The organism is Brevibacterium sp. H602, assembly GCF_051172395.1.
GTDB lineage: Bacteria > Actinomycetota > Actinomycetes > Actinomycetales > Brevibacteriaceae > Brevibacterium.
Genome location: NZ_JBPIZD010000035.1, coordinates 1 through 25,072 on the forward strand (window position 1 = coordinate 1; position 25,072 = coordinate 25,072).

A 25,072-nucleotide genomic window follows, 5' to 3' on the forward strand; every position below is an offset into this window, starting at 1 on the left:
AGGGAGGGGCGACCAAGCACATGTTGGGCCGCCCCTCCTTCTGTTCTTCAGCCGGTGACGAATCGACGATTCAGGGTGAATAGAGAATGAACTCTGCGACAGGGGTGAAGCCAGTGCTGAACAAAATGACCACAACTATGTGTGTGGTGAATGTTGCATTACTGTTACATTCGTAATACTTCACACCCAGCTGTAATTTTCTAAGGAAATACATGAAGAAGCTCGCCCTCGCCCCCGCGGTGGCCATCGCCATCACCGGCCTGGCCGCATCCCCAGTCATCGCTGCTCCGGAAGCTCCGGCCTCGACAACTCAGCAGCCCGCCGCGACTCCCGCTCAGCTCCAGAAGGGCGCTGCACAGGGAGTTAAGGCGCAGGCCGGTGAAATCGGAGTGTCTGCTGACGGCGTCACCGTTGACGAGTTCGCAGAGAACGGCGTCGGCATCGGCGGTGCTGGACTCGAAGCAGACACCGAATACAAGCTGACCGTTGAGCCAGCGAGCGGGCAGAACGTCAATGTTTACGAAACCTCTGTCACAACTGATGCAGAGGGCGCTTTCGATCACGCCGTCGCAGGCGTCGGCGAAGCAAACCCAGCATTCGTCGGTGACTACAAGGTCACAGTTACAAACGATTCTGACGAGAACGCCCCGTACAGCACGAGCTTCAAGGTCACTGAGGGCGAGGCAGACGAGCCCGAGGCTCCCGAGGTCGATCCGAAGGTCTCACTCAACACCGACGAGATCTCGGAAAGCGACTTCGCCAAGAACGGCATCAAGGTCACCGGCGAGGGCTTCACCCCCGGCGGCACGGTCAATGTCGTCGGCGGCAACGAGACGTCGCCCTTCGCAACCAAGGAAGTCGAAGCCGACGAAGAAGGAAAGATCTCCGCCACCCTGAAGTTCGAGGGCGACGAAGCACTTCCGGCCGGCGACTACGCCGTCTGGGGCGTCGACCAGGAGTCCAAGACCAACTCCCCCGCCCAGGACTTCACCGTCACCGAAGACGAGACCGAAGAGCCCACCACTCCTGCCGAAGAGGCCAAGCTGACCGTCTCCCCCGAGTCGATCACTCCGGCTGACTTCGTCAAGGAAGACAAGGGCGTCACCCTCGCCGTCGAGAACTGCGAGCCCGGTGAAGACGTCCGCTTCCTCGTCACCCCCAAGGGCGAGTCGAGCGTCACCGCCTTCGACAAGACCGTCCAGGCTGACGACGAAGGCAAGGCCAACGTCAACGTCTACGGCACCAGCGCCTCCAACGCCTCGGCCTACGTCGGCGATTACGACGTCACCGTTACCTGTGGCGATGACGAGCTGACCGGTGACTTCTCTGTCGAGGAAGATGCGAACGCCGGTGGCGGCGACGGCGATGAAGACGGCAACGGCGGAAACGACGATGGCGACAACGGAGATGCCGGCAACGGCGGCGACCTGCCTCGCACCGGTACCGAGCTGACCGGCCTCGTCGGCGGCGCCGGCCTCCTCCTCATCGGTGGAGTCGCAGTCGCCCTGACCATGCGCCGCAAGAAGGTCGCCCAGGATCCCGCAGAGATCTGAGAGCGACTCAAGTGAGATCGTGCCAACTCGATTGAGCTGGGCCTAAGACGAAGGGCGCGAACCCAACCGGGTTCGCGCCCTTCTTCGTCTATCTGCAGCGAAGCAGAAGACGGCTCATTCCATGCGGTCGTACCTCGAGCGCAGGGCGAGGAAGACTCCGTAAAGGACCAGGCCGAGGCCCACGGCCAACAGCAGATACGGCCCGAACGGCTGATCTCGCATACCTTTGAGCGCTCCGTCGATGCCGGTGAATTCCTCCGGATCACCGGTCGCAGCGGACACCACGATGAGGATGCCCACCGACAGCAGCGTAACGCCCTTGCCCAGGTAGCCGACGACACCGGTGAATCCGATGAGGAAGCGGGTGATCGCGCTGCGCGGTCGACGCAGCTCCTCTTTCCACTTCCGTCGCAGACCATTGATACAGAACACGATTCCGATGATCGCAATCACGACGCCGACAGCCATGAGGATGTACAGTCCGCCCGGCGCCTTCGCCACACTTGTTGAGGCTTGAGAGCTCGACTGCCCCGAGTCGGCTCCCCCGCCGAAGACGAATTGGGAGAAGGTCGCGGCAACCACCACATAGGCGATGGCGGAACCGACCATGGTGAAGAAGTCGATCCACTGCTTCCGCCCCTGCTTCTTCTGCGGGTCCGTTGTCCCGGCATCACGCAGCGAAGCTGAGCCGAAGAACGCATTGACCAGACACCACAGCGCCATCAGTGCACAGCCGAGGAAGCAGACGACGATCAGCACCATGCCGAAGGGCTGCGACGCGATCTGCCCGACCGCTCCGGCCTGATCGGCTTCTCCGCCGCCCTGCCCCAATCCGATCGTCATCGCAGTTGCGCCGAGGATCGCGTGGACCAATCCGTTGGCGATGAACCCCGCACGGGCCACCCGCTCGAACCAGCGGCTGTCCGCGGCCTCCTGAGCCGCCGAATCGGCGCTGTCGGCGACCTGTCGAACCTTCTCTTTCTCGTTCACAGAGTCAGTGTCGCACACCTACTGCACTGTTCTGCATTATTCTGCGAACACTGGTGAGAGCCAGGCGACCGAGCCCATCACACGCTGGCCATCTTCCCTGTCTTCCGCCTGTCTCCGTGTCCAGGGCACATACCACTTCCTCGCTCACCTCGGTCGCTCACTTCGGTCGCTCAGCTCGAGCGATGCCTCATTTCTCTGATCCCAGTCGTTCAGCCGATATCGGGCGAAACCCCGGACCGGACGCGGCGAAGCCTGCGAATAGTGATCACAGCGGCCACGGCGATGAGCACGAACAGGACAGTCGCCACGATTCCCAGATAGCTGGTATCGACCTCGGGCAGGACGAAGATATTCGTCTCTGCCCCCACCTCGACGACTCCCGCGAGAACCACCAACCCTGCGATGACCACGGACAGACCGGTGATGACGATGTTGTAGCCGCGGAAACGGCCCCGTCCACGCGACGCCCAACCGTAGAGATTCGACATGAACAGGCTGTCCGCCGTATCGCAGGCGGCCATCCCCACGGCGAACAGCAACGGCAGCGAAAGAGCCAAGGCCGCCGATGACCCGGCGGCCGTCGTCCCTGCCGCGATCATCAGTCCGATCGTCGCAGCAGTGTCGAAGCCGAGGCCGAAGAGGACTCCGATGGGGAACATGCGCCGAGGACGATCCACGGTGTCGAGGACTCGAGCGAAGGCCGATGTCACAGGCCCCTTCGGACCCGAGCTGGAATCATCGTCTTTCCGCCGCAGCACTCCGACGAGCGAGACCAGATTGACGATTCCGAAGACTGCCACGACGAAGGTCGCGAACGACAGGCCCCAGAGTCCGAGACCGAAACGCGCGGCCGAATCCTCGGCCAGAACGAGGTCGAGTGCCACACCTGCCCCTAAGGCGACGAACACACCGGTGACGACCACAACCGACGAGTGTCCCAGGGAGAACCAGAAGCCGACGGTGCCGGCAGGAGTGCCCTTCGCGGTCAGGCACCTGGTGACACTGTCGATTGCGGCGATGTGATCGGCGTCGAACGCGTGCCGCGCGCCCAGCAGCACTGCGGTCAGAGCCAGCCCCCACGCTGCGGAGGGCGCGGTCTCGGACAGAGAGATGACGATCAGCATCAGAGCAATGACCGTGATTCCGACCAGCGCTAGGGCGGTTCGCACCATCGTCCGACGGGTTCCGTGCTGTCCCCACCTCCGATCTGCGCCGAGGCTGTCGCCCTCAGCCCGCACAGACGCCGATGCTCGGGTATCCCTCGTTCCTGGTGTCAGTGTCATTCCTGGTGTCCGTATCGATTCGTTCATCTCTGCCGTCTCCGTTCTGCTCTGGTCTTCCACCGATGCCACCGGGCATCGACGTGCGCCGCGTGGGTCGCGGAGCCGATCGCTCTCACCACTGCCCCGGGCCTGGCGAGGACCAGGACGTGGCCTTCGCCGTCATCCCTGCTGTTATCCCTGCCGTCCTCCTCGGGGTCGAGTCCGATGAGCATCGCTGTGTCGAGGACCCGCGACGGTCCGAGCACACCCGGCTGCGGATCGCTGCCGTCGAGAGCGAGCTCTTCGACGAAGAACGCCGTACCGTCGAGGTCGCGGATGTCTGTGCGACTGACGATCCGGCCGCCGGCTTCTCCGCTTCGCCCCAGGACGAGGGTCTCGCGTAGGCAGACGACGGCATCCGGTGCTCGCCGTACGGTGGTCCGCCGGTCGACCTCGGCGCGGTCGGTGACGACGAACGGAAACGATTCCCACACGAGCGCGCCGCCGTCACCGACGTGCATGTCGACGTTCCATTCCGAGCGGCGTCCTGTCGAGGGGTAGGCGACCGTCCCTCCGATGTCCTCGATCCGCAGCGTGCACCCGGCTCCGACATCCACACGGATCGCGACCGCATCCCCGCCGAGGAGGGTCGCCGCGCCGGCGACGAGCGCGACGTGTGCAAACCCCGGCTTTCGACTCACCAACCGCGGTTGGAGGAGTCCGGCGGTGAACCGGACTTTCGGCGGTGCGCCCGGTGACACCTCGGTGACGGAAATGCTCGTCATACCCTTTCGGGTTCGTGATCGTGCGGTGCATCGGCATCATCGTGACTGTGCACGGATCCTCCGTCCTCGTCGGCGTGGAAGTGCGGAGCCATCGGTCCCGGATCCTGCGGTTCGTGGGAGCCGGAGCGATGCGAGTCAAGGAGCCTGAGCAGCCAATCACGCAGCCGCCTGATGGAGGCCTCGTCGGTGCGGGAGAGGGCGAGCACCGGCCCGCCCTCACGGGCCTCAGTGGCATCTGCGACCATCGTTTCGACATCGACACCGACATGTTCGGCGAGGTCGGTCTTGTTGACCACCAGCAGGTCGGCGCGTGCGATGCCGGGCCCTCCCTTTCGGGCGACGTCTCCGCCGCCGGCGACGTCGAGGACGAAGACCTGCGCGTCGACAAGCGCCGGAGAGAAGGTCGCGGTGAGATTGTCACCGCCCGATTCGACGAGGACGAGGTCGAGCGGGAAGAAGTCGGCTTCCAATCGTTCGACGGCCTGCAGGTTCGCCGTCACATCGTCGCGGATGGCGGTGTGGGGACAGGCGCCGGTTTCGACGGCCCGGATCCGGTCGGGGTCGAGCACCCCCGCGGAGCGCAGCAGCCTGGCGTCCTCATCGGTATAGATGTCGTTGGTGATGACTCCGATGCGGATCTCATCGGCCAGGGCACGGCAGATGAGAGCGATCAGCGAACTCTTTCCGGTTCCGACGGGACCGGCGACTCCCAGTCGCAGGGCCCTTTCGGCAGCAGGGAATTCAGGCACGGAACAGCCTCCTCGGCAACACGGACTGGGCCTCTGCCCAGTCCTCGATCAGTGGGGCACCCGCGGCGGGAAGCGCCTCGGGAAGGGTCAGTCGGGAAAGTTCGGACACGCAGGCCTCCAATGTCGCGCAGGCATCGAGCACCCAGCCGGTGACGCGGATCGGATCCGTGGGTTCGAGTTTGAGTACGGCGGCGGCGACGGTCTGCGCGTCATCGTAGGCGACGAGGCGGACGAGGTCATCGGGCCCGATACCCGCGCACGCGGCGATGACACCAAGCACGATGGGACGGGGCAGCGGTCGCGACCGGAGCACCTCGGCGGTCTGCGGCCAAATCGTCTGACCGATGCGAGCCAAGCCGGCGCCGAGCGCCACCGCGATCTCCCGCAGCGCCGGGCTCGGGGTTCGAGCGGTCCACTCGATGTTCAGAGCGCCGAGGCGGTCGATGACGGTATCGGCCCTCGACGCCGGATCCGTTGCCACCAGATGCCGGGCGATCACGGCCGCTCCCGCTTCGACGCGCACAACGGTGGCCATTCGGGAGCACATGTAGGCGGCGATATCGTCTGGCGGCAGTCCCCGACGCAGTCCGGCCTCGACTCCGTTCGAGGACACGTGGGCACCTGCCGGCAGCCGTGAGTCGGCGAGCATCATCGCCAGAGTCGCCGAAGCGTTGGCGCGGGCGGGAATGTCGGTCGAAGTCTCGCGCATCAGAACATCTGGTAGAGACGGCCGAGCGGAAGGGTCTGCGCCGGCTGAGCGGTCACGGTCTCCCCGTCGATGGCGATGGCGAAAGTGTCAGGGTCGATGTCAATAGCCGGGCGCGCATCGTTGGCGCGCATGTCCTTTTTGCCGACGTCGCGAGTCGGTGCGAGAGGCAGGAGTTCCCGACTCAGCCCGAGTTCGTCCCGGAGGCCGTTCTCGACGGCGGCGGGAGCGGCGAACGACACCGCCAGACTCGCACCGTCGGAGGCGCCGAAGGTCGGCCGCATGAGGACTGGCTGCGGCGTCGGAATGGACGCGTTCGGGTCCCCGAGTCCGGCCCAGACGATCGACCCGCCCTTGATGACGAGGTCGGGGCGGACGCCGAAGAAGCGCGGATCCCAGAGCACGAGGTCGGCCATCTTTCCGACCTCGATCGAACCGATGTGTGCGTCCACGCCATGCGCGATAGCGGGATTGATCGTGTACTTGGCGACATAGCGGCGGGCGCGTTCGTTGTCCGCAGGCAGAGTCTCGCCGAGGCTGCCCACCCGATTCTTCATCACGTGGGCGACCTGCCAGGTGCGGGTGATGACTTCGCCGATGCGGCCCATCGCCTGAGCGTCCGAGGACGTGATCGACAGGGCTCCCATATCGTGGAGCAGGTCCTCGGCCGCGATCGTCGTCGCCCGGATGCGGGATTCGGCGAACGCGAGGTCTTCGGGCACGGCCGGGTTGAGATGGTGGCAGACCACGAGCATGTCGAGGTGCTCGGCGACCGTATTCACGGTGTGAGGCAGGGTCGGGTTCGTCGATCCCGGGAGGATGTTCTCGAGTGCCGCGATCGATAGGATGTCGGGAGCGTGCCCACCGCCGGCGCCTTCGACGTGAAAGGCGTGAATGCTGCGGCCCCCGATCGCCGCGATCGTCGATTCGACGAAGCCCGCCTCGTTAAGGGAATCGGAATGCAGAGCCACCTGCAGTCCGTGGTCATCGGCGGCCTGAAGTGCGGCGTCGATCGCGGCAGGTGTCGCGCCCCAGTCTTCGTGGACCTTGTATCCAGCTGCTCCGCCGAGTGCCTGTTCGGCCAGTCCGGCCGCGGAGACCGTGTTGCCCTTGCCGAGCAGGAGGATGTTCATCGGGATGTCGTCGAGGGCACGAAGCATTGCTCCGAGGTGCCAGGCTCCCGGCGTCACGGTCGTTGCTTTGCTGCCTTCGGACGGACCGGTGCCGCCGCCGGCGATCGTCGTGATCCCGGTGGCGAGCGCTTCGTGGAGTTGGGAGGGTGAGAGCAGGTGGACGTGTGAGTCGAACGCTCCCGCGGTGAGGATCCGTCCCTCGCCCGAGATGATGTCGGTGGACGGTCCGATCCGCAGTCCGGGATGCACGCCGTCGGCGATGTCCGGGTTCCCCGACCGGCCGAGCGCGACGATCCGCCCGGCTCGGATGCCGACATCGGCTCGGATGACGCCCCACCAGTCGAGCACGACGACGTTGGTGATTACCGTATCGGGTGCCCCTTCCGCGGTGGTCGTCGTTCCCTGATTCATCGATTCGCGGATCGATTTGCCGCCTCCGAAGACCGACTCCTCACCGCCGAAGGTGCGGTCTTCTTCGACCTCGATCCATAGGTCAGTGTCACCCAGCCGCAACTGGTCACCGAGGCTGGGGCCGTAGAGCGCGGCATATCGCTCGGTTGACAGCCGGGCCATCAGCGATCACCCGCCTCGGAGCCGCGGAGGCTGATGCCGGCCACATGCCGGAGCCCGCCGAGGGCGACGATCGGCACGGTTCGCGAGGCTCCCGGCTCGAAGCGCAGCGACGTCCCTGCGGGGATGTCGAGGCGGAATCCCGCCGCGCGGTCGCGGTCGAAGGCGAGCGCCGGATTCGTGTCGGGCAGATGAACGTGGGAGCCGATCTGGATCGGTCGGTCTCCTGTGTTCTCCATCGTCAGCGTCGTCGTATCGTCCGGGTTCGAACGCACATTGAGTTCGCGCTCTCCCGGTCGGACCCGCACGGCTCCCGGCCCGCGGTCGCGTGTTCCTGCCACTTGTTCGGTCCTTCAGTCGATGGGGTTGTGGATGGTCACGAGCTTGCGCCCGTCGGGAAAGGTCGCCTCGACCTGGACGTCGGTGAGCATGTCAGCGACGTCATCGAGCACGTCCTCGCGGGTGAGGACGTCACGACCGGTGGTCATGAGCTCCTCGACGCTTGCCCCTTCCCTGGCGCGTTCGATGGCCCAGGTGCTCAGCAGCGCAACAGTCTCCGGGTAATTGAGAGCGATGCCCCGTTCATGGCGGTCCCTGGCGACCATTCCCGCCACGGACAGGAGGAGCTTCTCGGTGTCGGCCGGTGTGAAATGCATGGTCTCTGTGTGGTTCCTTCAGTCCTCCGCGCGTTCACGCGGGTGATCGGCGGGCAGGATGTGCTCGCCGAGGCGGTCGGTCGAGAGTGCGAGTGAGCTGAGGTAGAGACGCTCCCCGTTCTCTCCCGTCTTCGCCGAAGCGATCATGTCGGGACGTTCGAACTCCATCTCGGTCACATGGCAGCGCAGGGTCTCGCCCGAGGGGTTGCCGTGCTCGTCGAACATCGGCAGGTCGATACCGTCGTCCGTCCGACGCAGGTAGTACCTGCCGCGGGTGATGATCGCCATGAGCGGGGTCGCGACGATCGCGATGCCGACGGCGAACAGGGGTGAGAACGGTTGGACCGTCGCCCCGAACGCCCCGAAGTAGATGGCGATGGAGATACCGCCGGCGAGCACCAGTGAGACGATTCCGACCGGGTTCCAGTCGTAGAGCATGCCGCGCCGGAACTCGGGGATCTTCGGGGAGAGCTTCAGCAGATACTTGTTGATGGCGATGTCCGCGGCGACGACGCAGATCCACGACATCGCGAGGTTCGCGTAGAAGCTGAGGATCGCGTTGAGGAAGTCGAACATATTCAACTCCATCAGCGCCAGCGCGATGAGCAGGTTGACGATGAGGAAGGTGATCCGCCCGGGATAGCGCTTCGTGATCCGGGTGTAGGAGTTCGTCCATGCCAGCGACCCCGAGTAGGCGTTGGTGACATTGATCTTCACCTGGGAGATGACGACGAGCACCACGGCGAGGAAGAGAGCCAGCCATTGCGGCATCATCTGCTGATAGGTGGCGAGGAACTGCTGGACGGGTTCGTTCGCGAAGCTCACGGCGCCGGGAACGTTGGCGATGAGGTAGACCGCGAGGAACATGCCGATGATCTGCTTCGTGGCCCCGAAGATCACCCAACCGGGCCCCGCGAGGATGACGGCGGCCCACCAGCACCGCCGGTTCTCGGGGGTGCGCGGCGGCATGAAACGCAGGTAGTCGATCTGTTCGGCGATCTGGGCGATGAGCGAGAGGCAGACTCCGGCGGCGAGCATGACCGAGGCGAAGTTCGCCCCTTCGCCCTCCTCGCCGGTGTAGGCGAAGAAGTCGGCGACCGATTCCGGCTGCCAGGCGATGAGGTAGCCGACGGGGATGACCATGAGCAGCAGCCACAGCGGGGTCGTGGAGACCTGCAGCTTGGCGAGGACCTTCATGCCGTAGATGACCAGCGGGAAGATGAGCACGGTGGACACGAGGTAGCCGATCGGCCGGGGAATGCCGAGGCCGAGGTAGAGTCCCTGAGCCATGATCGAACCTTCGAGGGCAAAGAAGATGAAGGTGAAGGTCGCGAAGATGACGTTGGTGATGACGGACCCGTAGTAGCCGAAGCCCGACCCGCGGGTGATGAGATCGAGGTCGAGGTTGTAGCGGGCGGCGTAGAACGCCAGCGGCCATCCGGTGAGGAAGATGATGAGGGCCGCGACGAGGATGCCGAGGATGCCGTTCGCCGTGCCGTGGGCGATGCCGATGTTTGCACCGATCGAGAAGTCGGCGAGGTAGGCGATGCCGCCCAGCGCACTCGTCGCGACGACCCCCGGCGCCCATTTCCGGTACGACCTGGGGGCGAAGCGGAGCGTGTAGTCCTCGAGGCTCTCAGAGGCGGCGAGCTTTGCTTCGTTCCGCGGCTCGGGAGGTGCTGTGGTCCTGCTCGGAGACAGTGTCATTGCGCGTTCCTGACGTGTGCGTCGGCCATGTCAACGACAATCATCGCAGTCGATTGTTTCCGCACATGTCGGTTCTGTTTCGGGCAGATGTCGGCAGGGGACATTGTGGGCACCGGATCGGTGCCCAATGATCATTCAGCGCAGATAGAGAAGGGCGCGAACCCCACGCGGGTTCGTGCCCTTCTCTATCATCGCCGTCCCAGCAGGAACCGGGTCAGCGCCGCCGGTACCGGTTGTAGAGGACCAGAGCGCCGGGTTCGGGCCGCCCTTGCGGACGGCGGCCGCGAGCGATCGACACGACATCGCCGGCGGTGCCGGCGGCGAAGACACGCGCATCGCGTTCCTGCGCCGACCTTCGTGCCCGAACTTCGTCCTCGAGCTCCTCATTGCGGCTCTTGAGCGCGTCGACCTGATTCTGCAGGTCGATGATCTTCTTGATCCCGACGAGGTTGACTCCCTCGTCCTGCGACAGCTGCTGGATCAGTCGCAACTTGGCGATGTCCTTCCCGGAATAACGCCGACCCCGGCCCGCAGTGCGTTCCGGAGAGACGAGACCCAGTCGGTCATACTGCCGCAGCGTCTGCGGGTGCATGCCCGCCAGATCCGCGGCCACCGAGATGACATACACCGCCGCACTCGATGAAATGTGCATTGTGATTCACCACCTCAGCTGGCCTTGGCTTTGTCCAGCAAGCCGGCGCGTGGATCCTCACCTTCGGTGGCGGCCTTGAAGGACTCGACCGCTTGTTTGGCTTCCTTGGACAGATTCTTCGGCACCACGATCTGGACTGTCGCCAGCAGATCGCCGGAGCCCTTCTTCGTCTTCACACCTTTGCCCCGGACGCGCAGGGTCCGTCCCGAGGGTGTCCCCGGTGCAACCTTGACCTTGACGGGCATTCCGCCCAGGGTCGGCACCTTGACCTCGGCGCCGAGGGCCGCCTCGTCGAAGCTGATCGGCAGATCCATCCGCAGGTTGTCACCATCGCGGGTGAAGACCGGGTGCGGACTCACGTGCACGGTGAGGATGACGTCACCGGGCTCGCCGCCGTTGGGGCTGGTCTTGCCCTTGCCGGCCAGGCGGATCTTCTGCCCGTCCTTGACCCCGATCGGTGTCCGCACGGTCAGCGGCTTCCCGCCGGGCATGTTCAGCTTCACCGAGGCACCGTTGATCGCTTCGGTGAACGACAGCGTCGTACTCGACTTGATGTCGCCGCCCTTGACCGGAGGCTGGTAGCCGCCGTAACCGCCACCGCCGAAACCTCCGCCGAATCCGCCGAGCAGATCCGCCAGGTCCGGGGGAACGTCTCCCCCACCGCCGTAGGTCGTGCGGGTCCGGGTGCGTCCGCCGCCTCCGAAAAGGTCGGAGAACACGTCGTCGAATCCGCCGCCGGCAGCCCCGCCGGGCCCACCGGAACCGGCGCTGAACCTGGCGCCGCCGCCCATGGCGCGGACCTGATCGTACTGGGCCCGGGATTCCCTGTCGGAGAGCACCTGGTGGGCCTGGCCGATCTCCTTGAACTTCTCCTCGGCCTTCTCATCACCGGGGTTGGCGTCCGGGTGATACTTGCGCGCGAGCTTGCGATAAGCCTTCTTGATCTCGGCGTCGGAAGCATCCTTGGAGACGCCGAGGGTTTTGTAGAAGTCCTTGTCGAACCAATCATTCTGAGGTCCGGTATTCACCTGGCACCTTCTTTCCTTCCAATCAATCCTGTCATCAGGGTATTCACTTGTCCTCTCACAATCCGCATCCCCGGGGCAATGCCCCGAAGATCCGGACCGCCGCCGAGGCGGTTCCCCGGCCCCGTACGTCGGTGAACCGGCGTACGGGGCGGGCGGCTGCCTCGGCGATCATGGTCGCTGCTCAGTCCTCCGGCTGCTGGACACCGACGCGGGCGGCGCGGATGATGCGCTCCCCGATCCGGTAGCCCGGCTGCATGACCAGGAAGAGCGTCGGATTCTCGACCTCATCCGAAGGTTGCTGCATGAGCGCCTCGTGGATGTTCGGGTCGAATTCGTCGCCGACCTCTCCGTACTGTTCGACGCCGATCTTGTTCAGCGATTCGACGAGCTTGTTCACATGGGTCTCGAAAGGCCCGGTGACATCGCCGTTGTCGCGAGCGAGCTTGACCTCGTCGAGCACGGGGATCAGGGCCTCGACGACCTTGATCGTGCCGCCGAGTGCCGCACGCTCACGTTCGCGGTCGGCGCGCATCCGGTAGGCCGCATATTCGGCGTTGATGCGCTTGAGGTCGGCCAGGTATCCCGCTGCCTCCGAACCCGGTTCGGGCTCGGCCTCCGGCTCGATGTCCTCGAGACCCGAGGCGTCGGACGGGATGTCCACACCGAGGTCGCTGGCATCGGCCTGTTCGGCGTTCGGGTCCGCGGTCGGCTCCTCGCCGGCCCCGGCCGAGGCCGACTGGGCGTCGGCCTCGGGACGGACCTCACCGGTGTTCGGATCGACCCGGCGCTTGTCACTGAAGGTGAAGCCTGGCTCCTCGGACGACTTGTCGTTGCCCTCGGCAGTCATTACTTCTTCTCCTCATCCTCATCGTCGACAACTTCTGCGTCGACGACATCGTCGTCGGCGCTTGCATCGGCTGCGCCCTCACCGGCAGCTTCGGCGCCTTCGGCACCGCCCTGCTGGCTGTAGATGGCTTCGCCGATCTTCTGCTGGTTCTCCACGAGCTTGTCGTAGGCGCTCTTCACGGCGTCGTCGTCTTCACCCTTGAGGGCTTCCTTGACGGCGTCGACGTCGCCCTGCATCTCGGTCTTGAGCTCTTCCGGCAGCTTGTCGGCGTTGTCGGTCAGCAGCTTCTCGGTCTGGTAGGCGAGGTTCTCCGCGTTGTTGCGGACGTCGGCAGCCTCACGGCGCTTCTTGTCCTCTTCAGCGTGCTCCTCGGCCTCGCGGACCATGCGGTCGATGTCTTCCTTCGGCAGTGCGGAACCGCCGGTGATCGTCATCGACTGCTCGGTGCCGGTGCCCTTGTCGGTGGCCGACACGTGGACGATGCCGTTGGCGTCGATGTCGAAGGCGACCTCGATCTGCGGCACACCGCGCGGAGCCGGAGCGATGCCGGTCAGCTCGAAGGTGCCGAGGTTCTTGTTGTCGCGAGTGAACTCACGCTCACCCTGGAAGACCTGGATCGACACGGAGGGCTGGTTGTCCTCAGCGGTGGTGAAAGTCTCCGAACGCTTGGTCGGGATCGGGGTGTTGCGCTCGATGAGCTTGGTCATCACGCCGCCCTTGGTCTCGAGTCCGAGCGAAAGCGGGGTGACGTCGATGAGCAGGACGTCCTTGCGCTCACCCACGAGGACACCGGCCTGAACGGCGGCGCCGATGGCGACGACCTCATCGGGGTTGACGCCCTTGTTGGGCTCCTTGCCACCGGTGAGTTCGGTGACGACGGCGGAGACGCCGGGCATACGGGTCGAACCGCCCACGAGGACGACGTGGTCGATGTCGCTGACGGAGACACCGGCGTCCTTCATGACTGCGTGGAACGGAGCCTTGGTGCGCTCGAGGAGGTCCTTGGTCAGGTCCTCGAACTTCGCACGGGTGAGGGTCTCATCCAGGTGGATGGGTCCGTTCTCGCTCATCGACAGGTACTGCAGCGAGATGTTCGTGCTGGTGGCCGAGGACAGTTCCTTCTTGGCCTGCTCTGCGGCTTCCTTGAGGCGCTGCAGAGCGGTGGCATCCTTGGTCAGGTCCACGCCGTAGTTGTTCTTGACCTGCTCGACCAGCCAGTCGACGATGCGCTGATCCCAGTCGTCACCGCCGAGGCGGTTGTCACCGGAGGTCGCACGGACCTGAATGGTGGAGAAGTCGTCTTCGTCCTTGCCGACTTCCAGCAGGGAGACGTCGAAGGTACCGCCACCGAGGTCGAAGACGAGGATGAGCTCGTCTTCCTTGCCGCGCTCGAGGCCGTAGGCCAGAGCGGCAGCGGTGGGCTCGTTGATGATGCGCGAGACGTTGAGTCCGGCGATCTCACCGGCGTCCTTCGTGGCCTGTCGCTCGGCGTCGTTGAAGTAGGCAGGGACGGTGATCACCGCGTCGGTGACCTTCTCCTGCAGGTACTCCTCAGCGTCGTGCTTGAGCTTCTGGAGGATGCGGGCCGAAACCTCGGGAGCCGTCATCTTCTTGCCGCCGAGTTCGGTGGACCAGTCGGTGCCCATGTGGCGCTTGACCGATGCGACGGTGTTCTTGATGTTCGTGACGGCCTGGCGCTTGGCGATCTCACCGACGAGTGAGTCGCCGTTCTTGTTGACTGCGACGACGGACGGGGTCGTGCGACCGCCTTCGGCGTTCGCGATGACCTTCGGCTCGCCGCCTTCGAGGACTGCAACGACGGAGTTCGTGGTTCCGAGGTCGATTCCAACTGCACGTGCCATAGTTTTCTCTCCTTACAGATCGTGAGTTCCTGCGACTCGAATGTGTGCGATCGGGCGGCTCCGGTTCTTGAGTCAGAACCACTCGACCGCACACATTGAGCCAACTGGACTCAAGTATTCTCTTCGAGGTTTCGACCGTCAAGTCGACCTCATCAAAGTTGCGTACACCAGACTCAACTTTGCTGAGGATGGTTTTATTCCGGCGGAAGAGAGATTCTTTTCAGACAGCTGCTGTGGCATCGAGCAGGCCGAGAACATCATCGACAACAGCGTCCCGATGCGACAGCACGACACGACCCCAAGGCTCACCGTCACCGAGGCTGTCACCACGAAGGACGCGTTCGCGCAGCTCGACCCAGCGCCTCCAATGACGGTCGAAGGCGCGTCGTCTCACGACCCTCTTCCGCTCCTCCTGACCACGAAGCGCGGACTCTCGATCCGTATCGATGAAGACGATCATCGGTCGATATCCGAGAATCCCTGCAAGGCCCACAATGAGTCGGCGACTCCATCGGCGCGTGCCCGGATCATGGATGACCAGCGGTCCGCCGCACTTGTTGAGCATGAGCGCGAGCACGCAGAGATGGGCAATAGTGTGAAGAATCGGCCGGACAAGCGCGTACGGCAACCACGGCATCCACTGACGCAGCCGACGTCGCAGGTTCTCCGGGTCCGCCGACCGTGCCTGAGGCGATCGGCCTCGTAATACTCCGAGCGCCTCCGTCTTGCCCGCCCCGGGAACCCCGGCGATGACAATGAGAGGAATCGCACCAGCACTGTCCGATGCGCCGCCGCCTTCGCGCTCTCCTGCGTAACGGTCGAGCTGCCCGACGCTCCCGTCGTCGCCTCTCGCCTGGACTGCTGATCCCATGGTGACCTCTCCGAGTCAGATATTGAGAGTCAGCATAGAGGCGATTTCTTCGCCGTCACTGCGAAGCCCCTCGGAGATTCACTCGCCGAGGTGGCCTTCCAGATCGTCGAGGATCTGACCGGCCCCGGTCGGGCCGAGGCCGAGGAACCAGACATCGTCATTGACGCGGATGGCCTTGCTGTCCTTGACCGCGTCGAGGCCCTTCCATTGGCTCGATTCGAGTGCCTTCTTCTCCCCGGTCGCCTCCGGATCGCCGTAGCTCGTGTAGAAGACATAGTCGCCGGCCGCCTGGTCGAGGTTCTCCGGAGAGATCTCGACGGCGAGCTCGTCGACATCCTGATTCTTCGGACGCTTGAACCCGGCATCGTGGAGGATGACTCCGATGAGCGACTGATTCGCATACAGGCGGAGGCGATCAGGCATGAAACGCACGAGCGAGATCGTCGGGTCGCCATCGACGGAGTCCTTGAGCTCTCCAGCCTCGCGAGCGTATTCCTCAAGCTCCTTCGTCGTCCCGTCCTCCATGCCCATCGCCTCACCGACGAGGCGGAAGTTCTCCTTCCACGGGAAGCCGGGACGGATCGAGAACACCGTCGGGGCAATGGAGTCGAGTTCGTCATAGAGTTTGTCGGCGCGCAGCTGGCTGCCGAGGATGAGGTCGGGTTCGAGTGAGGCGATCTTCTCGAGGTCGAGCTCGTTGATCGTGCCGACCGTCTCGACTCCCTTGACCTGGTCTTCGAGGTAGCTCGGCACCGGGCTGGCACCTTCGGTCGTCACCATGCCGACGGGCTTGATGCCCAGCGACAGGACATCGTCGAGCTCTCCTGTGTCGAGAACGACGACGCGCTCGGGCTTCTTCTCGATCTCCGTGGTGCCGTTGGCATGCTTGACCGTCCGCGGGAAGACCCCGGCCTCGGCATCGCTGCCGAGCTTCGCGGTCTCCTCATCCGCAGTGCCGAATGCCTCGCCTCCTGTCGCTACGTCCTTGTTGCCGGCGTCCCCGTCGGTGTTCTTGTCGTCCCCGGCGGCACAGCCGGCAGCGAGCAGGGCAATGGTCAGAGCTGAGGCGGCCATCGCGACCACCCGATTCTTCAGAGTCGATTTCACGAAGATGAGCCTACCCTAAGTACTCACCCCGCTCGACGGACCACAGCTTCCACACAACCTCACCACGAACGAAGTGTCTCGAGCTGAGGCTCGAATCCGTGCTCTGTTCAACGCGAACGAGAAGACCGCCGCGTCGTATGCGAAGTACTCGCTGGTCGAGAGCACACCCGCCGTGAAGAACGATGCCGTATACCCGATGGGCCTCGACTCATTCGGCCTCGATTGCTACTCCGCCACAAACGTCCTCGACCGCGTCGAGGACGAATTCGGCAAGTGAGCACCTGAACACGAAACGGACGGCCGGCAGCGACGATTCTTCTCGCTGCCGGCCGTCCGTTCTCTGCCTGTGGAACCATCTGGGCGGTGCCGCCTCGGCGATCTGATCGACTTCGGCGGGGCCGCCTCGGCGATTCAGCCCTTGGCCGGGCGGGAGCTGATGATCTCCGCGCGATCGTCACGGTTGAACTGACGCAGCTGGGTCACATGCGTCGGGTTCAGCTCGGAGACGTCGGCGACCTGGAGCAGGCGCATGGTCCGCTCGACCTGCTCGCCGAGGATCTCGATCGTCCGATCCACACCTTCCCGACCGCCGGCCATGAGACCGAAGAGGTAGGCACGGCCGATGAGCGTGAAGTCCGCGCCGAGTGCCAGCGAGGCGACGATGTCGGCGCCGTTGCGGATTCCGGTGTCGATGATGATCTCCACGTCCTTGCCGATCTCACGAGCCACCTCGGGGAGGAGCTCGAAGGGGACGGGGGCACGGTCGAGCTGACGTCCGCCGTGGTTGGACAGGACGATCGAATCAACACCGAGGTCGGCGAGCTTTTTCGCATCCTCGAGCGTCTGCACGCCCTTGACGGAGAACTTGCCGGGCCACATGGCGCGGATCTCGGCGAGGTCGTCGAAATCGATCGAGGGGTCCATCGCGGAGTCAAGCAGTTCGCCGACGGTACCGCCGGTCTCCGACAGGGAGGCGAACTCGAGCTTCGGGGTGGTCAGGAAGTCCCACCACCACCAGGGCCGCGGGATCGCGTTGAGGATCGTCTGCGGGGTCAGCTGGGGCGGAATGGAGAAGCCGTTGCGCGTATCGCGCAGGCGAGCTCCGGCGACGGGGGCGTCGACGGTGAAGAACAGGGTGTCGAATCCGGCGTTCTTCGCGCGCTCGACGAGGCCGTAGGAGATGTCGCGCTGCTTCATCACATAGAGCTGGAACCAGTTGCGCCCGTGCGGGTTCGCCTTCTTCACGTCCTCGATCGACGTGGTGCCCAGCGTCGAGAGCGTGAATGGGATTCCCGCCGCTCCGGCGGCACCGGCACCGGCGGTCTCGCCCTCGGTCTGCATGAGCCGGGTGAAGCCGGTGGGGGCGATGCCGAAGGGCATGGCCGAGCTGCCGCCCATGATCTGGGTCGAGGTGTCGACGTTCGTGACGTCCTTGAGGATCGAGGGGTGGAACTCGATGTCGCGGAAGGACTGGACCGAGCGTTCCATCGAGATCTCGCCCTCGGCGGCGCCGTCCGTGTAGTCGAACGCCGCGGCCGGGGTCCGGCGCTTGGCGATCTTCCGCAGGTCCTCGATCGTCAGTGCGTTCTCCAGGCGACGCTTCTTCGGGTCGAGTTCGAACTTCTTGAACTTCATCAGCTCGAAGATCTCGGCCGGCTGGGGTATCTGCCTCTTGACCATGTGAAACGCTCCTTCGGTTAGGCGGTGGTTGAGACGTGGTTGGTGGGGTGTGGCTGTTAGTTGGTGGGTAGTGGTCAGCGGGGACGGTCTGTGGGGCGGCTCGGTCGCCGTGACGACCGCACCGTTGGGACGGCCTGGTCGCCGTAGGGACCTCAGTGCGAGGGCACCATCCAGGACAGCACCGTCGACTGGAGTCCGACGAGCAGACACATGGCGACGAGCATGCCCAGGGACCAGCCGATGACGCGGCGGAGGATCGAAGCCTCCTTGCCGAGCAGGCCGACGGCTGTGGCTGCGATGGTGAGGTTCTGCGGGCTGACCATCTTGCCAAGGACGCCGCCTGAGCTGTTGGCGCCGACGAGCAGCAGCGGGTTGAGCCCGGCCTCGTGTGCGGCGGTCTGCTGCAGGGTCGCGAACAGTGCGTTCGCCGAGGTGTCCGACCCGGTGACGGCGGTACCCAGCCAGCCGAGGATCGGCGAGAGGAAGGCGAAGAAGGCGCCGGTGCCCGCGATCCAGGTGCCGATGGTGATCGTCTGGCCCGAAAGGTTCATGACATAGGCCAGCGCGAGGACCGATCCGACGGTGAGGATCGAGAACTTCATCTTCACGACGTTGACGATGAAGACGTCGACGGCGTCCTTCGCCGACATCTTGTACACGATCGCGACGATGATGCCGGAGATGAGCAGCAGAGTTCCGGGCGACGACAGCCATTGGAAGTTATAGACCGTGCTCGTCGAAACTTCGCCGGCGGCATCGAGGATGTCGCCGTGCAGTCCGGGCCACGGAATCTTCACATCGGTGGAGGCCAGCCAATTGTTCAACGCCGGTACGAGCTTGGCCACGGAGAAGATGACGATCACCAGCAGGTACGGGAAGAGCGCGAGGAACACCCGGGACCCGGTCAGCGGCGCGGTCTCCTTCTTCATATCCGTGGCCACGGCCGCGGAGGCGCTGCCGGCATCGGGGGCGTCGGCACCTTCGTGCTCGCGCTCGACGGCCATGCGGTCGAGTGCGTCCTGTCCGCCCTTCGGCTTCCAGAACCGGAGCATGATGACGACGGCGGCGAGGCCGACGAGGGAAGCGATGATGTCGGTGAGTTCGACGGAGAGGAACGTGGCGGAGACGTACTGGGCGAGACCGAAGGCGATGCCCACGACCAGTGCCAGAGGCCAGATTTGGCGGAGACCGCGACGCCCGTCGACGAGCAGGACGAGGAAGAGCGGCACGACTGCGGCGAGGAAAGGAGTCTGGTGGCCGACCATGGCGCCGATGTCCTGATAGTCGATTCCCGTCAGAGTGCCGGCGGTGATGATCGGGATGGCGATGGCGCCGAAGGCTACTGGCGCGGTGTTGGCCACGAGGACGACGACGGCGGCGCGCATGGCGGTGAAGCCGACGGCGACGAGCATGACACCGGTGATCGCGACCGGGGCACCGAATCCGGCGAGCGCCTCGAGGAGGCCGCCGAAGCAGAAGGCAACGATGATCGCCTGGATTCGCGGGTCGTCGGAGATGACGTTGATGACCAGCCGGAGGTCTTCGAAGCGCCCCGAGCGCACGGTGAGCTCGTAGAGCCAGATCGCGGTGATGACGATCCACATGATCGGGAACAGACCGAAGGCGAATCCCTGCGTCGCCGACAGCGCAGCGAGACTGACGGGCATTCCGTAGGCGGCGATCGCGACGATGAGAGCGACGCCGACGGCGGTCAGTCCGGCCCAATGGGCCTTCCACTTCAGTGCCCCGAGGGTGATGAAGATCGTCAGCAGCGGCAGGATCGCCAGCAGGGACGACCACAGCAGACTGTCGGCAACCGGTGCGATTTCAGGTGTGTACATGGCTTCTCCAAAGCGGCCGGGCCTGCCCACACCGGGTCCGTTCCCCTGTGAACGCGCTCCGAACTCGAATGATCAAACTTTTCAGTATGGCCTTTATGAGGTCAGACCATTAATCTGAGCATAGGACGAGGGTGTGATCTGCGTCAAATATTCTCCGGCGGCGATTCCGGTCACAGCCCACGAGCAGGACGACGAGCAACGAGAGGCATGACATGATGGCGCGGTGGAGACGACCATGAACGATGATGCGAACGAGGCCCGCACGGAAGAGGCCGAGCGCACCGAGGCGACCGTGGGCCCCGAGTGGAAACCCGTGAACCGGACGAGCACCTATGAGCTCGTCATCGATGCCGTCGAAGAGCAGATCATGACCGGTTCGCTGGGCGTCGGAGATCCTCTGCCTGCAGAACGCGACCTGGCGACGAAGCTCGGCGTCAGTCGCGCCAGTGTGCGCGAGGCGCTGCGCGTCCTCGACAGCCTCGGCGTGGTCCGGTCCTCGGGAGGGTCCGGCCGCGGTGCCGGCACGTTCATCGCCGCCATGCCCTCGGCAGCGCTCACCCGCTTCCTCCGCCTTCATGTGGCGCTCACGAACTTCAGCATCGATGACGTGACGGAGACGCGCATCCAGCTCGAACGCTCGAGCGCGATCCTCGCGGCGACCCGTGCCGATAAGGACGCACTGGCAGAGGTGAATGCGCAGCTGGCGATGATGGACACTCCCGGGATCAGCCTGGAGACCTTCAACGACGCGGACACCGCGTTCCACGTCGCCATCGCTCAGGCGGCTGGAAATCAGCTGTTCTCCGACCTCACCGGGGCCATCCGCACTTCTCTGCGCAAGTCGATCTTCTCCTCGTTCAGCCGCGTGGACGACCAGCAGGCGCTGATGGCGAAGCTGCAAGCCCAACACCACGGAATCATGGACGCCATCACCGCCGGTCGCGCCGAGGAAGCCGCAGCCCTGACCGAGGAGCACATCCGCTTCGCCGCCTCACGCCTCCCCGGCCTCTCAGACACCTGACCCTCCCCAATTGCTACCTGACGGCGGCCCAGCAACCTGGCGCGAGGTTGCTGGGCCGCCGTCAGGTAGCAGGGGGTGGTCAGTGGCCGTCGGAACGTTGGGCCACCTCAGCGGTTTCCGCTTCGATCCGCGCTTGATTCTCAGCCCGCTTCTTGGCGCGCTTCTCTTCCTTGTGCTCCGCTCGGTCCTCTTTGCGTCGTTCGACGAGGAGGTAGAGGGCGGGGACCAGGATGAGCGTGAGCACCGTCGACGAGGTGAGCCCGCCGATGACGACGATCGCCAGTGGCTGCGAGATGAACACTCCCCCACCGGTCAGCCCCAGCGACATCGGCACGAGGGCGAAGATCGTTGCGGCCGCGGTCATCAGGATCGGGCGCAGGCGCAGTCGGGTGCCGTGGACGATCGCATCCATGAGATCGAGTCCGTCCTCACGCAGCTTGTTGATGAGGTCGATGAGCACGATCGCGTTCGTCACGACGATGCCGATGAGCATAAGCAGACCGATGAGCGAGGGAATGCCCAATGGTGTGCCGGTCGCCAGCAGGAGCAGCACGGCTCCGGTCGCGGCGAACGGAATCGACACCAGCAGGATGAGCGGCTGGACGAAGCTGCGGAAGGTCGCGATCATCACGAGGAACACGAGCACGATCGCCACGGCCATCGCCATTCCGAGCTGACCGAACGACTCCGCCTGCTCCTGGCTGGCACCGCCGACGTCGAAACTGACTCCGTCGGGCAGATCCATGGTCTCGGTCAGGTCAGTGGCCGCGGCTGTGACCGTTTCGAGCTGGCCGCTGGACGGGGTTGCGAACACGGTGACCTTCCGGTCTCCGTCGGCACGGTCGATCGTCGCCGGGGTCTCGGTCTTCTTCACCTCCGCGATCTCGTCAACGGTGATCGGCTCACCCTTGATGTCGGGGATGGCGGCCTGCTCATCGGCAAGCCCCTCTTCCTCCTCCTGGCTCTGCTCCTGTTCACGCTGGCCGTCGACGAGGTCGTCGATGGCGTCGTTGGCTTCCTTCAGCCCCTTCTCGGCCTGTTCGACGCCTTCGCGGGCCTGCTCCACCTGGTCGGCAGCCATGTCGCCCGGACTCGGAGCCGGCGGCGGATTCTCGGCATCGCGCAGGGCCTTGCGGGCCTGTTCAAGCTGGTCGGCGGCGTTGTCACGGGCTTCACGGGCGGACTCAAGCTGCTCGGCCGATTCGTCAGCAGCCTTGCGCTTGGCCTCCTCGGCGCGGGCATCGGCCTTCTCCTCGACCCGATCCGTCGCATCTTCCTGGGCGTTCTGCGTCTGCACCTCGGTGACGGGCAGTTCGAGAGCACGGATCTCGTCCGGGGTCGCATCCGGATGAGTCGGGGCGAGGGTGATGTCGCGCTCCTGGCCGTTGAGAGTGATGGTGCCGGCCTCGACGCCGTCGAGTGCGGCGGCGATGGCCTGACCGACCTCAGCCTGGCTGAATCCGTAGTCGGCGGCTTTCTCCCGATCGACGTCGACTTCGATGACCGGCTGGTCGGCGGCGAGGTCGTTGCGGGCTGACTGGACACCGTCGGTCTCCGCCATCTTCTTCGTCACCTCATCGGCGGCCTTGCGCAGCTTACCCAGGTCGGTGCCCGAAAGGGTGACCTCGACATCCTCGCTGACGGAGCCGCCGGCGTCCTGGACGTCGATCTCGCCCGCGTCCGTCCCGAGGTCGTCGAGCTGGGTGCGGAGACGGTTCATCGCGACCTCGGCCTCGGAGTCCTCGGCCAGGGTGACGTTGAACTGGTTCTCTGCACCGGATTCGGGTCCGTTGACCGTCGTCGAGTAGGTCTCGACGTCCGGATCATCACCAAGCACGGTCTCCACTCGCTTCGCGGCTTTGTCACCGGCTTCGAGCGAAGCACCGGCTGGAAGAGTCTGCGTGATGTTCACGGAGTTCTGCCCGGCCGATCCGAGCAGGTCCGTCTTGAGGAAGGTCGCGCCCATCATCGTGACGATGAAGATGACGACGGAGAAGGCGATGGTCCTCCAGGGATGGTGCAGAGCGGAGATGATCGCCGGCAGACTGCGCTGCTGGAGGCGGTCGACTCGGCCGGAGGCCTCACCGTTTCCGGACGCAGGAGCGACGACGGGTTCGACGGTTGCGTCCGGCAGCAGGTCCTTGCCCTTCGCTGCGCGTTTGGCGTTCTTCTTGTCGATCGACTTCTGGCGGCGTTCGGCACGGGCCACCGAGCGGCGGTGCTGCTTGGCCGCCCACAGCTCATAGCTGCGGTCGGTGGCTGCTTGCCGTTTGGGCGAGAGCGGTTTGGGACTGCGGCGCAGGACCCAGTAGCTGAACACAGGGACGATCGTCAGCGCCACGACGAGGGAGGCCAGCAGCGCCAGGGAGACGGTGACGGAGAAGGGGCGGAACAGCTGACCGGCGATGCCGTCGACGAACGCGATGGGCAGGAACACGGCGACAGTGGTCAGGGTCGAGGCGGTGATGGCACCGGCGACCTGCTTGACGCTGGCGACGATGTCTTCGACCGTCAAATCGGTCGTGCCCTGCCGTCTCCGGATGTTCTCGATGACGACGATGGAGTCGTCGACGACACGGCCGACGGCGATCGTCAGGGCACCCAAAGTGAGGATGTTGAGCGTGTAGTCGCCGACCATGAGGCCGATCATCGCGATGAGCAGCGACATCGGGATCGAGATCGCGGCGACGATGGTCGAACGGAACGAGCCGAGGAAGGCGAGGATGACGAAGATCGCGAAGATCAGGCCGAGTCCGCCTTCGACGGAGAGGTCGTGGATCGACTTCTCGATCTCCGGAGCCTGATCGAAGATCGTCGAGAATTCCGTGTCCTCGCCGAGCTTCGGACCGACTTTGTCGAGGGTGTCAGCGACCTTGTGTGAGACGTCGACGACATTGGCGTCCTGGTCCTTGGTCACGGACGCAGTCACGGAATCCTTGCCGTCGGCACGGGACAGTGAGGTCTTCTCGACCGAGTCGAGGTCGACGTCGGCGACCTCCCCGAGGAGGACGGTGCCGTCCGCGGTGCGCAGCGGCGTCTTCTCGATCTGTTCGACGGCGTCGACCTCGGTGCCGACCTCGACGGCCATCGATGTTTCGCCCTGGGAGCTCTGTCCGGCAGGGACGACGGTGCCGGCGGCTTCGAGCTCATCGGGTACGGAGGATTCAACGACATTCTTCTCCGCCACATCCTCCGGGCGGAAGGTGATGGAGACCCGCTGCTCGTCCTGGCCGGTGACCTCGACGTTCGAGACACCGTCGAGAGCGCGGAGTTCGGGGACCAGGTCCGTCTCGAGACGGTCACCGAGGGTGGCGGAGTCTCCGCCGGAGACGGCGAACATCGTCACCGGGACCTCATCCATCTGATACGACAGCACTTCCGCCTCGGCGTCGGCGGGCAGGTCCGACTTCACTCCGTCGACGGCCGAGCGGACGGCGTCGGTCATCTCTTCGGAGTCCTTGCCGAACGGCCACGTCACCTCGGCGGTCATCATCCCCGACGAGGTGGAGGTGGTCACCGATTCGAGTTCTCCGACCCCGTCGAGCGCGGTTTCGAGAGGCTTGGTCACAGTCTCCTCGATGACCTCCGGAGAGGCGCCGGGGACGGTGGCCTGCACCGAAGTGCCGGGCAGGTCGACCGAGGGCATCGTCTCCTGGTTGAGTGAGGTGGTCGCGACGATGCCGAAGACGGCGATCACGAGGGTGAGCAATCCGACGATGAGGCGGTTCTTCAGACTCATCCGGGTGATCAGGTGCACAGGGGTCCTCCGGGTTCGGGGGTGTGAGCAGGGCGCTCCAGTCAGTCTTCCAAGCGGATCGCCTCAGCGGATCGCCCAAAAGTAGGCAACGGTGTCCCCCAAAAGGATGAATTCTCACCGCTGTTCCCGGCAGGTCGATCACGGCCGTTCGGTGGGGCACGTTTCGACCCTAGAAGCGGTCACGGGTGCCCAGCACGGGAGTTGACCTCCAGACCACCCTCAGGGAACACGGAGGAAAACCGGAGGATCCCCTCCCCTTACTACCTGACGGCGGCCCAGCAACCTCGCGCGAGGT

The 25,072-nt window shown here is 64.8% G+C and carries 21 protein-coding genes; 3 read left to right on the forward strand and 18 right to left on the reverse strand.

Features of this window, described 5'->3' with window-relative positions; translation table 11 throughout:
- The first annotated feature begins 212 nt into the window (after positions 1–212).
- Positions 213–1,553: an LPXTG cell wall anchor domain-containing protein gene (locus ACSBQT_RS17090; protein ID WP_410708899.1), complete on the forward strand. Its 1,341-nt coding sequence runs from the start codon at positions 213–215 to the stop codon at positions 1,551–1,553.
- A 114-nt stretch (positions 1,554–1,667) separates the two neighbouring features.
- Here ACSBQT_RS17090 and ACSBQT_RS17095 read toward each other — a convergent pair whose 3' ends face one another.
- The 15 genes from ACSBQT_RS17095 to ACSBQT_RS17165 form a co-directional block, all read right to left on the reverse strand.
- Complete coding sequence (locus ACSBQT_RS17095; RefSeq protein WP_410708900.1) at positions 1,668–2,543, reverse strand: DUF1206 domain-containing protein; 876 nt, start codon at positions 2,541–2,543, stop codon at positions 1,668–1,670.
- Positions 2,544–2,752: 209 nt separating this feature from the next.
- Entirely contained in the window at positions 2,753–3,715 is a 963-nt protein-coding gene (locus ACSBQT_RS17100; protein ID WP_435002163.1) for a HoxN/HupN/NixA family nickel/cobalt transporter, read from the reverse strand.
- A 134-nt stretch (positions 3,716–3,849) separates the two neighbouring features.
- Entirely contained in the window at positions 3,850–4,590 is a 741-nt protein-coding gene (locus ACSBQT_RS17105) for an urease accessory protein UreD (RefSeq protein WP_410708902.1), read from the reverse strand.
- Complete coding sequence (gene ureG / locus ACSBQT_RS17110; RefSeq protein WP_410708903.1) at positions 4,587–5,339, reverse strand: urease accessory protein UreG; 753 nt, start codon at positions 5,337–5,339, stop codon at positions 4,587–4,589. The genes ACSBQT_RS17105 and ureG overlap by 4 nt, the downstream gene beginning before the upstream one ends.
- Positions 5,332–6,048, reverse strand: a complete 717-nt coding sequence (locus tag ACSBQT_RS17115) for an urease accessory protein UreF (protein WP_410708904.1) — start codon at positions 6,046–6,048, stop codon at positions 5,332–5,334. The genes ureG and ACSBQT_RS17115 overlap by 8 nt, the downstream gene beginning before the upstream one ends.
- Positions 6,048–7,751 carry an urease subunit alpha gene (locus ACSBQT_RS17120; RefSeq protein WP_410708905.1) on the reverse strand — a complete coding sequence of 568 codons (1,704 nt, stop codon included), beginning with the start codon at positions 7,749–7,751 and terminating at the stop codon, positions 6,048–6,050. Before ACSBQT_RS17120 ends, ACSBQT_RS17115 begins: the two co-directional genes overlap by 1 nt.
- Positions 7,751–8,089: an urease subunit beta gene (gene ureB / locus ACSBQT_RS17125; RefSeq protein ID WP_410708906.1), complete on the reverse strand. Its 339-nt coding sequence runs from the start codon at positions 8,087–8,089 to the stop codon at positions 7,751–7,753. Before ureB ends, ACSBQT_RS17120 begins: the two co-directional genes overlap by 1 nt.
- Before the next feature lie 12 nt (positions 8,090–8,101).
- Positions 8,102–8,404, reverse strand: coding sequence for an urease subunit gamma (locus ACSBQT_RS17130; RefSeq protein WP_410708907.1), 303 nt, complete (start codon positions 8,402–8,404; stop codon positions 8,102–8,104).
- A gap of 18 nt (positions 8,405–8,422) precedes the next feature.
- Positions 8,423–10,111 carry a purine-cytosine permease family protein gene (locus ACSBQT_RS17135; RefSeq protein ID WP_410708908.1) on the reverse strand — a complete coding sequence of 563 codons (1,689 nt, stop codon included), beginning with the start codon at positions 10,109–10,111 and terminating at the stop codon, positions 8,423–8,425.
- Between the two features lie 214 nt (positions 10,112–10,325).
- The gene (locus tag ACSBQT_RS17140) at positions 10,326–10,763 is read right to left on the reverse strand and encodes a heat shock protein transcriptional repressor HspR (protein ID WP_435002164.1); all 438 of its coding nucleotides are present in this window, start codon (positions 10,761–10,763) and stop codon (positions 10,326–10,328) included.
- A gap of 14 nt (positions 10,764–10,777) precedes the next feature.
- Positions 10,778–11,791: a DnaJ C-terminal domain-containing protein gene (locus ACSBQT_RS17145; protein WP_410708910.1), complete on the reverse strand. Its 1,014-nt coding sequence runs from the start codon at positions 11,789–11,791 to the stop codon at positions 10,778–10,780.
- A gap of 181 nt (positions 11,792–11,972) precedes the next feature.
- Entirely contained in the window at positions 11,973–12,638 is a 666-nt protein-coding gene (locus ACSBQT_RS17150) for a nucleotide exchange factor GrpE (protein WP_410708912.1), read from the reverse strand.
- The gene (gene dnaK, locus ACSBQT_RS17155) at positions 12,638–14,500 is read right to left on the reverse strand and encodes a molecular chaperone DnaK (protein WP_435002165.1); all 1,863 of its coding nucleotides are present in this window, start codon (positions 14,498–14,500) and stop codon (positions 12,638–12,640) included. Before dnaK ends, ACSBQT_RS17150 begins: the two co-directional genes overlap by 1 nt.
- Before the next feature lie 220 nt (positions 14,501–14,720).
- Positions 14,721–15,371 carry an AAA family ATPase gene (locus ACSBQT_RS17160; protein ID WP_410708915.1) on the reverse strand — a complete coding sequence of 217 codons (651 nt, stop codon included), beginning with the start codon at positions 15,369–15,371 and terminating at the stop codon, positions 14,721–14,723.
- A 78-nt stretch (positions 15,372–15,449) separates the two neighbouring features.
- On the reverse strand, positions 15,450–16,445 hold the full coding sequence (locus tag ACSBQT_RS17165) for an ABC transporter substrate-binding protein (protein ID WP_410709920.1): 996 nt from the start codon (positions 16,443–16,445) through the stop codon (positions 15,450–15,452).
- Between the two features lie 106 nt (positions 16,446–16,551).
- Here ACSBQT_RS17165 and ACSBQT_RS17170 point away from each other — a divergent pair, with 106 nt between their 5' ends.
- Positions 16,552–16,755 (forward strand): hypothetical protein, encoded by a 204-nt coding sequence (locus tag ACSBQT_RS17170; RefSeq protein ID WP_410708916.1) that lies wholly within the window; start codon positions 16,552–16,554, stop codon positions 16,753–16,755.
- 134 nt (positions 16,756–16,889) lie between these two features.
- Here ACSBQT_RS17170 and ACSBQT_RS17175 read toward each other — a convergent pair whose 3' ends face one another.
- Entirely contained in the window at positions 16,890–18,158 is a 1,269-nt protein-coding gene (locus tag ACSBQT_RS17175) for an alpha-hydroxy acid oxidase (RefSeq protein WP_410708917.1), read from the reverse strand.
- A 152-nt stretch (positions 18,159–18,310) separates the two neighbouring features.
- Entirely contained in the window at positions 18,311–19,999 is a 1,689-nt protein-coding gene (locus tag ACSBQT_RS17180) for an L-lactate permease (RefSeq protein WP_410708918.1), read from the reverse strand.
- Positions 20,000–20,234: 235 nt separating this feature from the next.
- On the opposite strand from ACSBQT_RS17180, the gene ACSBQT_RS17185 reads away from it, so the two are divergent.
- The gene (locus ACSBQT_RS17185) at positions 20,235–21,020 is read left to right on the forward strand and encodes a FadR/GntR family transcriptional regulator (protein ID WP_410708920.1); all 786 of its coding nucleotides are present in this window, start codon (positions 20,235–20,237) and stop codon (positions 21,018–21,020) included.
- A 79-nt stretch (positions 21,021–21,099) separates the two neighbouring features.
- Here ACSBQT_RS17185 and ACSBQT_RS17190 read toward each other — a convergent pair whose 3' ends face one another.
- Positions 21,100–24,759 carry an efflux RND transporter permease subunit gene (locus ACSBQT_RS17190; RefSeq protein WP_435002166.1) on the reverse strand — a complete coding sequence of 1,220 codons (3,660 nt, stop codon included), beginning with the start codon at positions 24,757–24,759 and terminating at the stop codon, positions 21,100–21,102.
- Between the last annotated feature and the right edge of the window lie 313 nt (positions 24,760–25,072).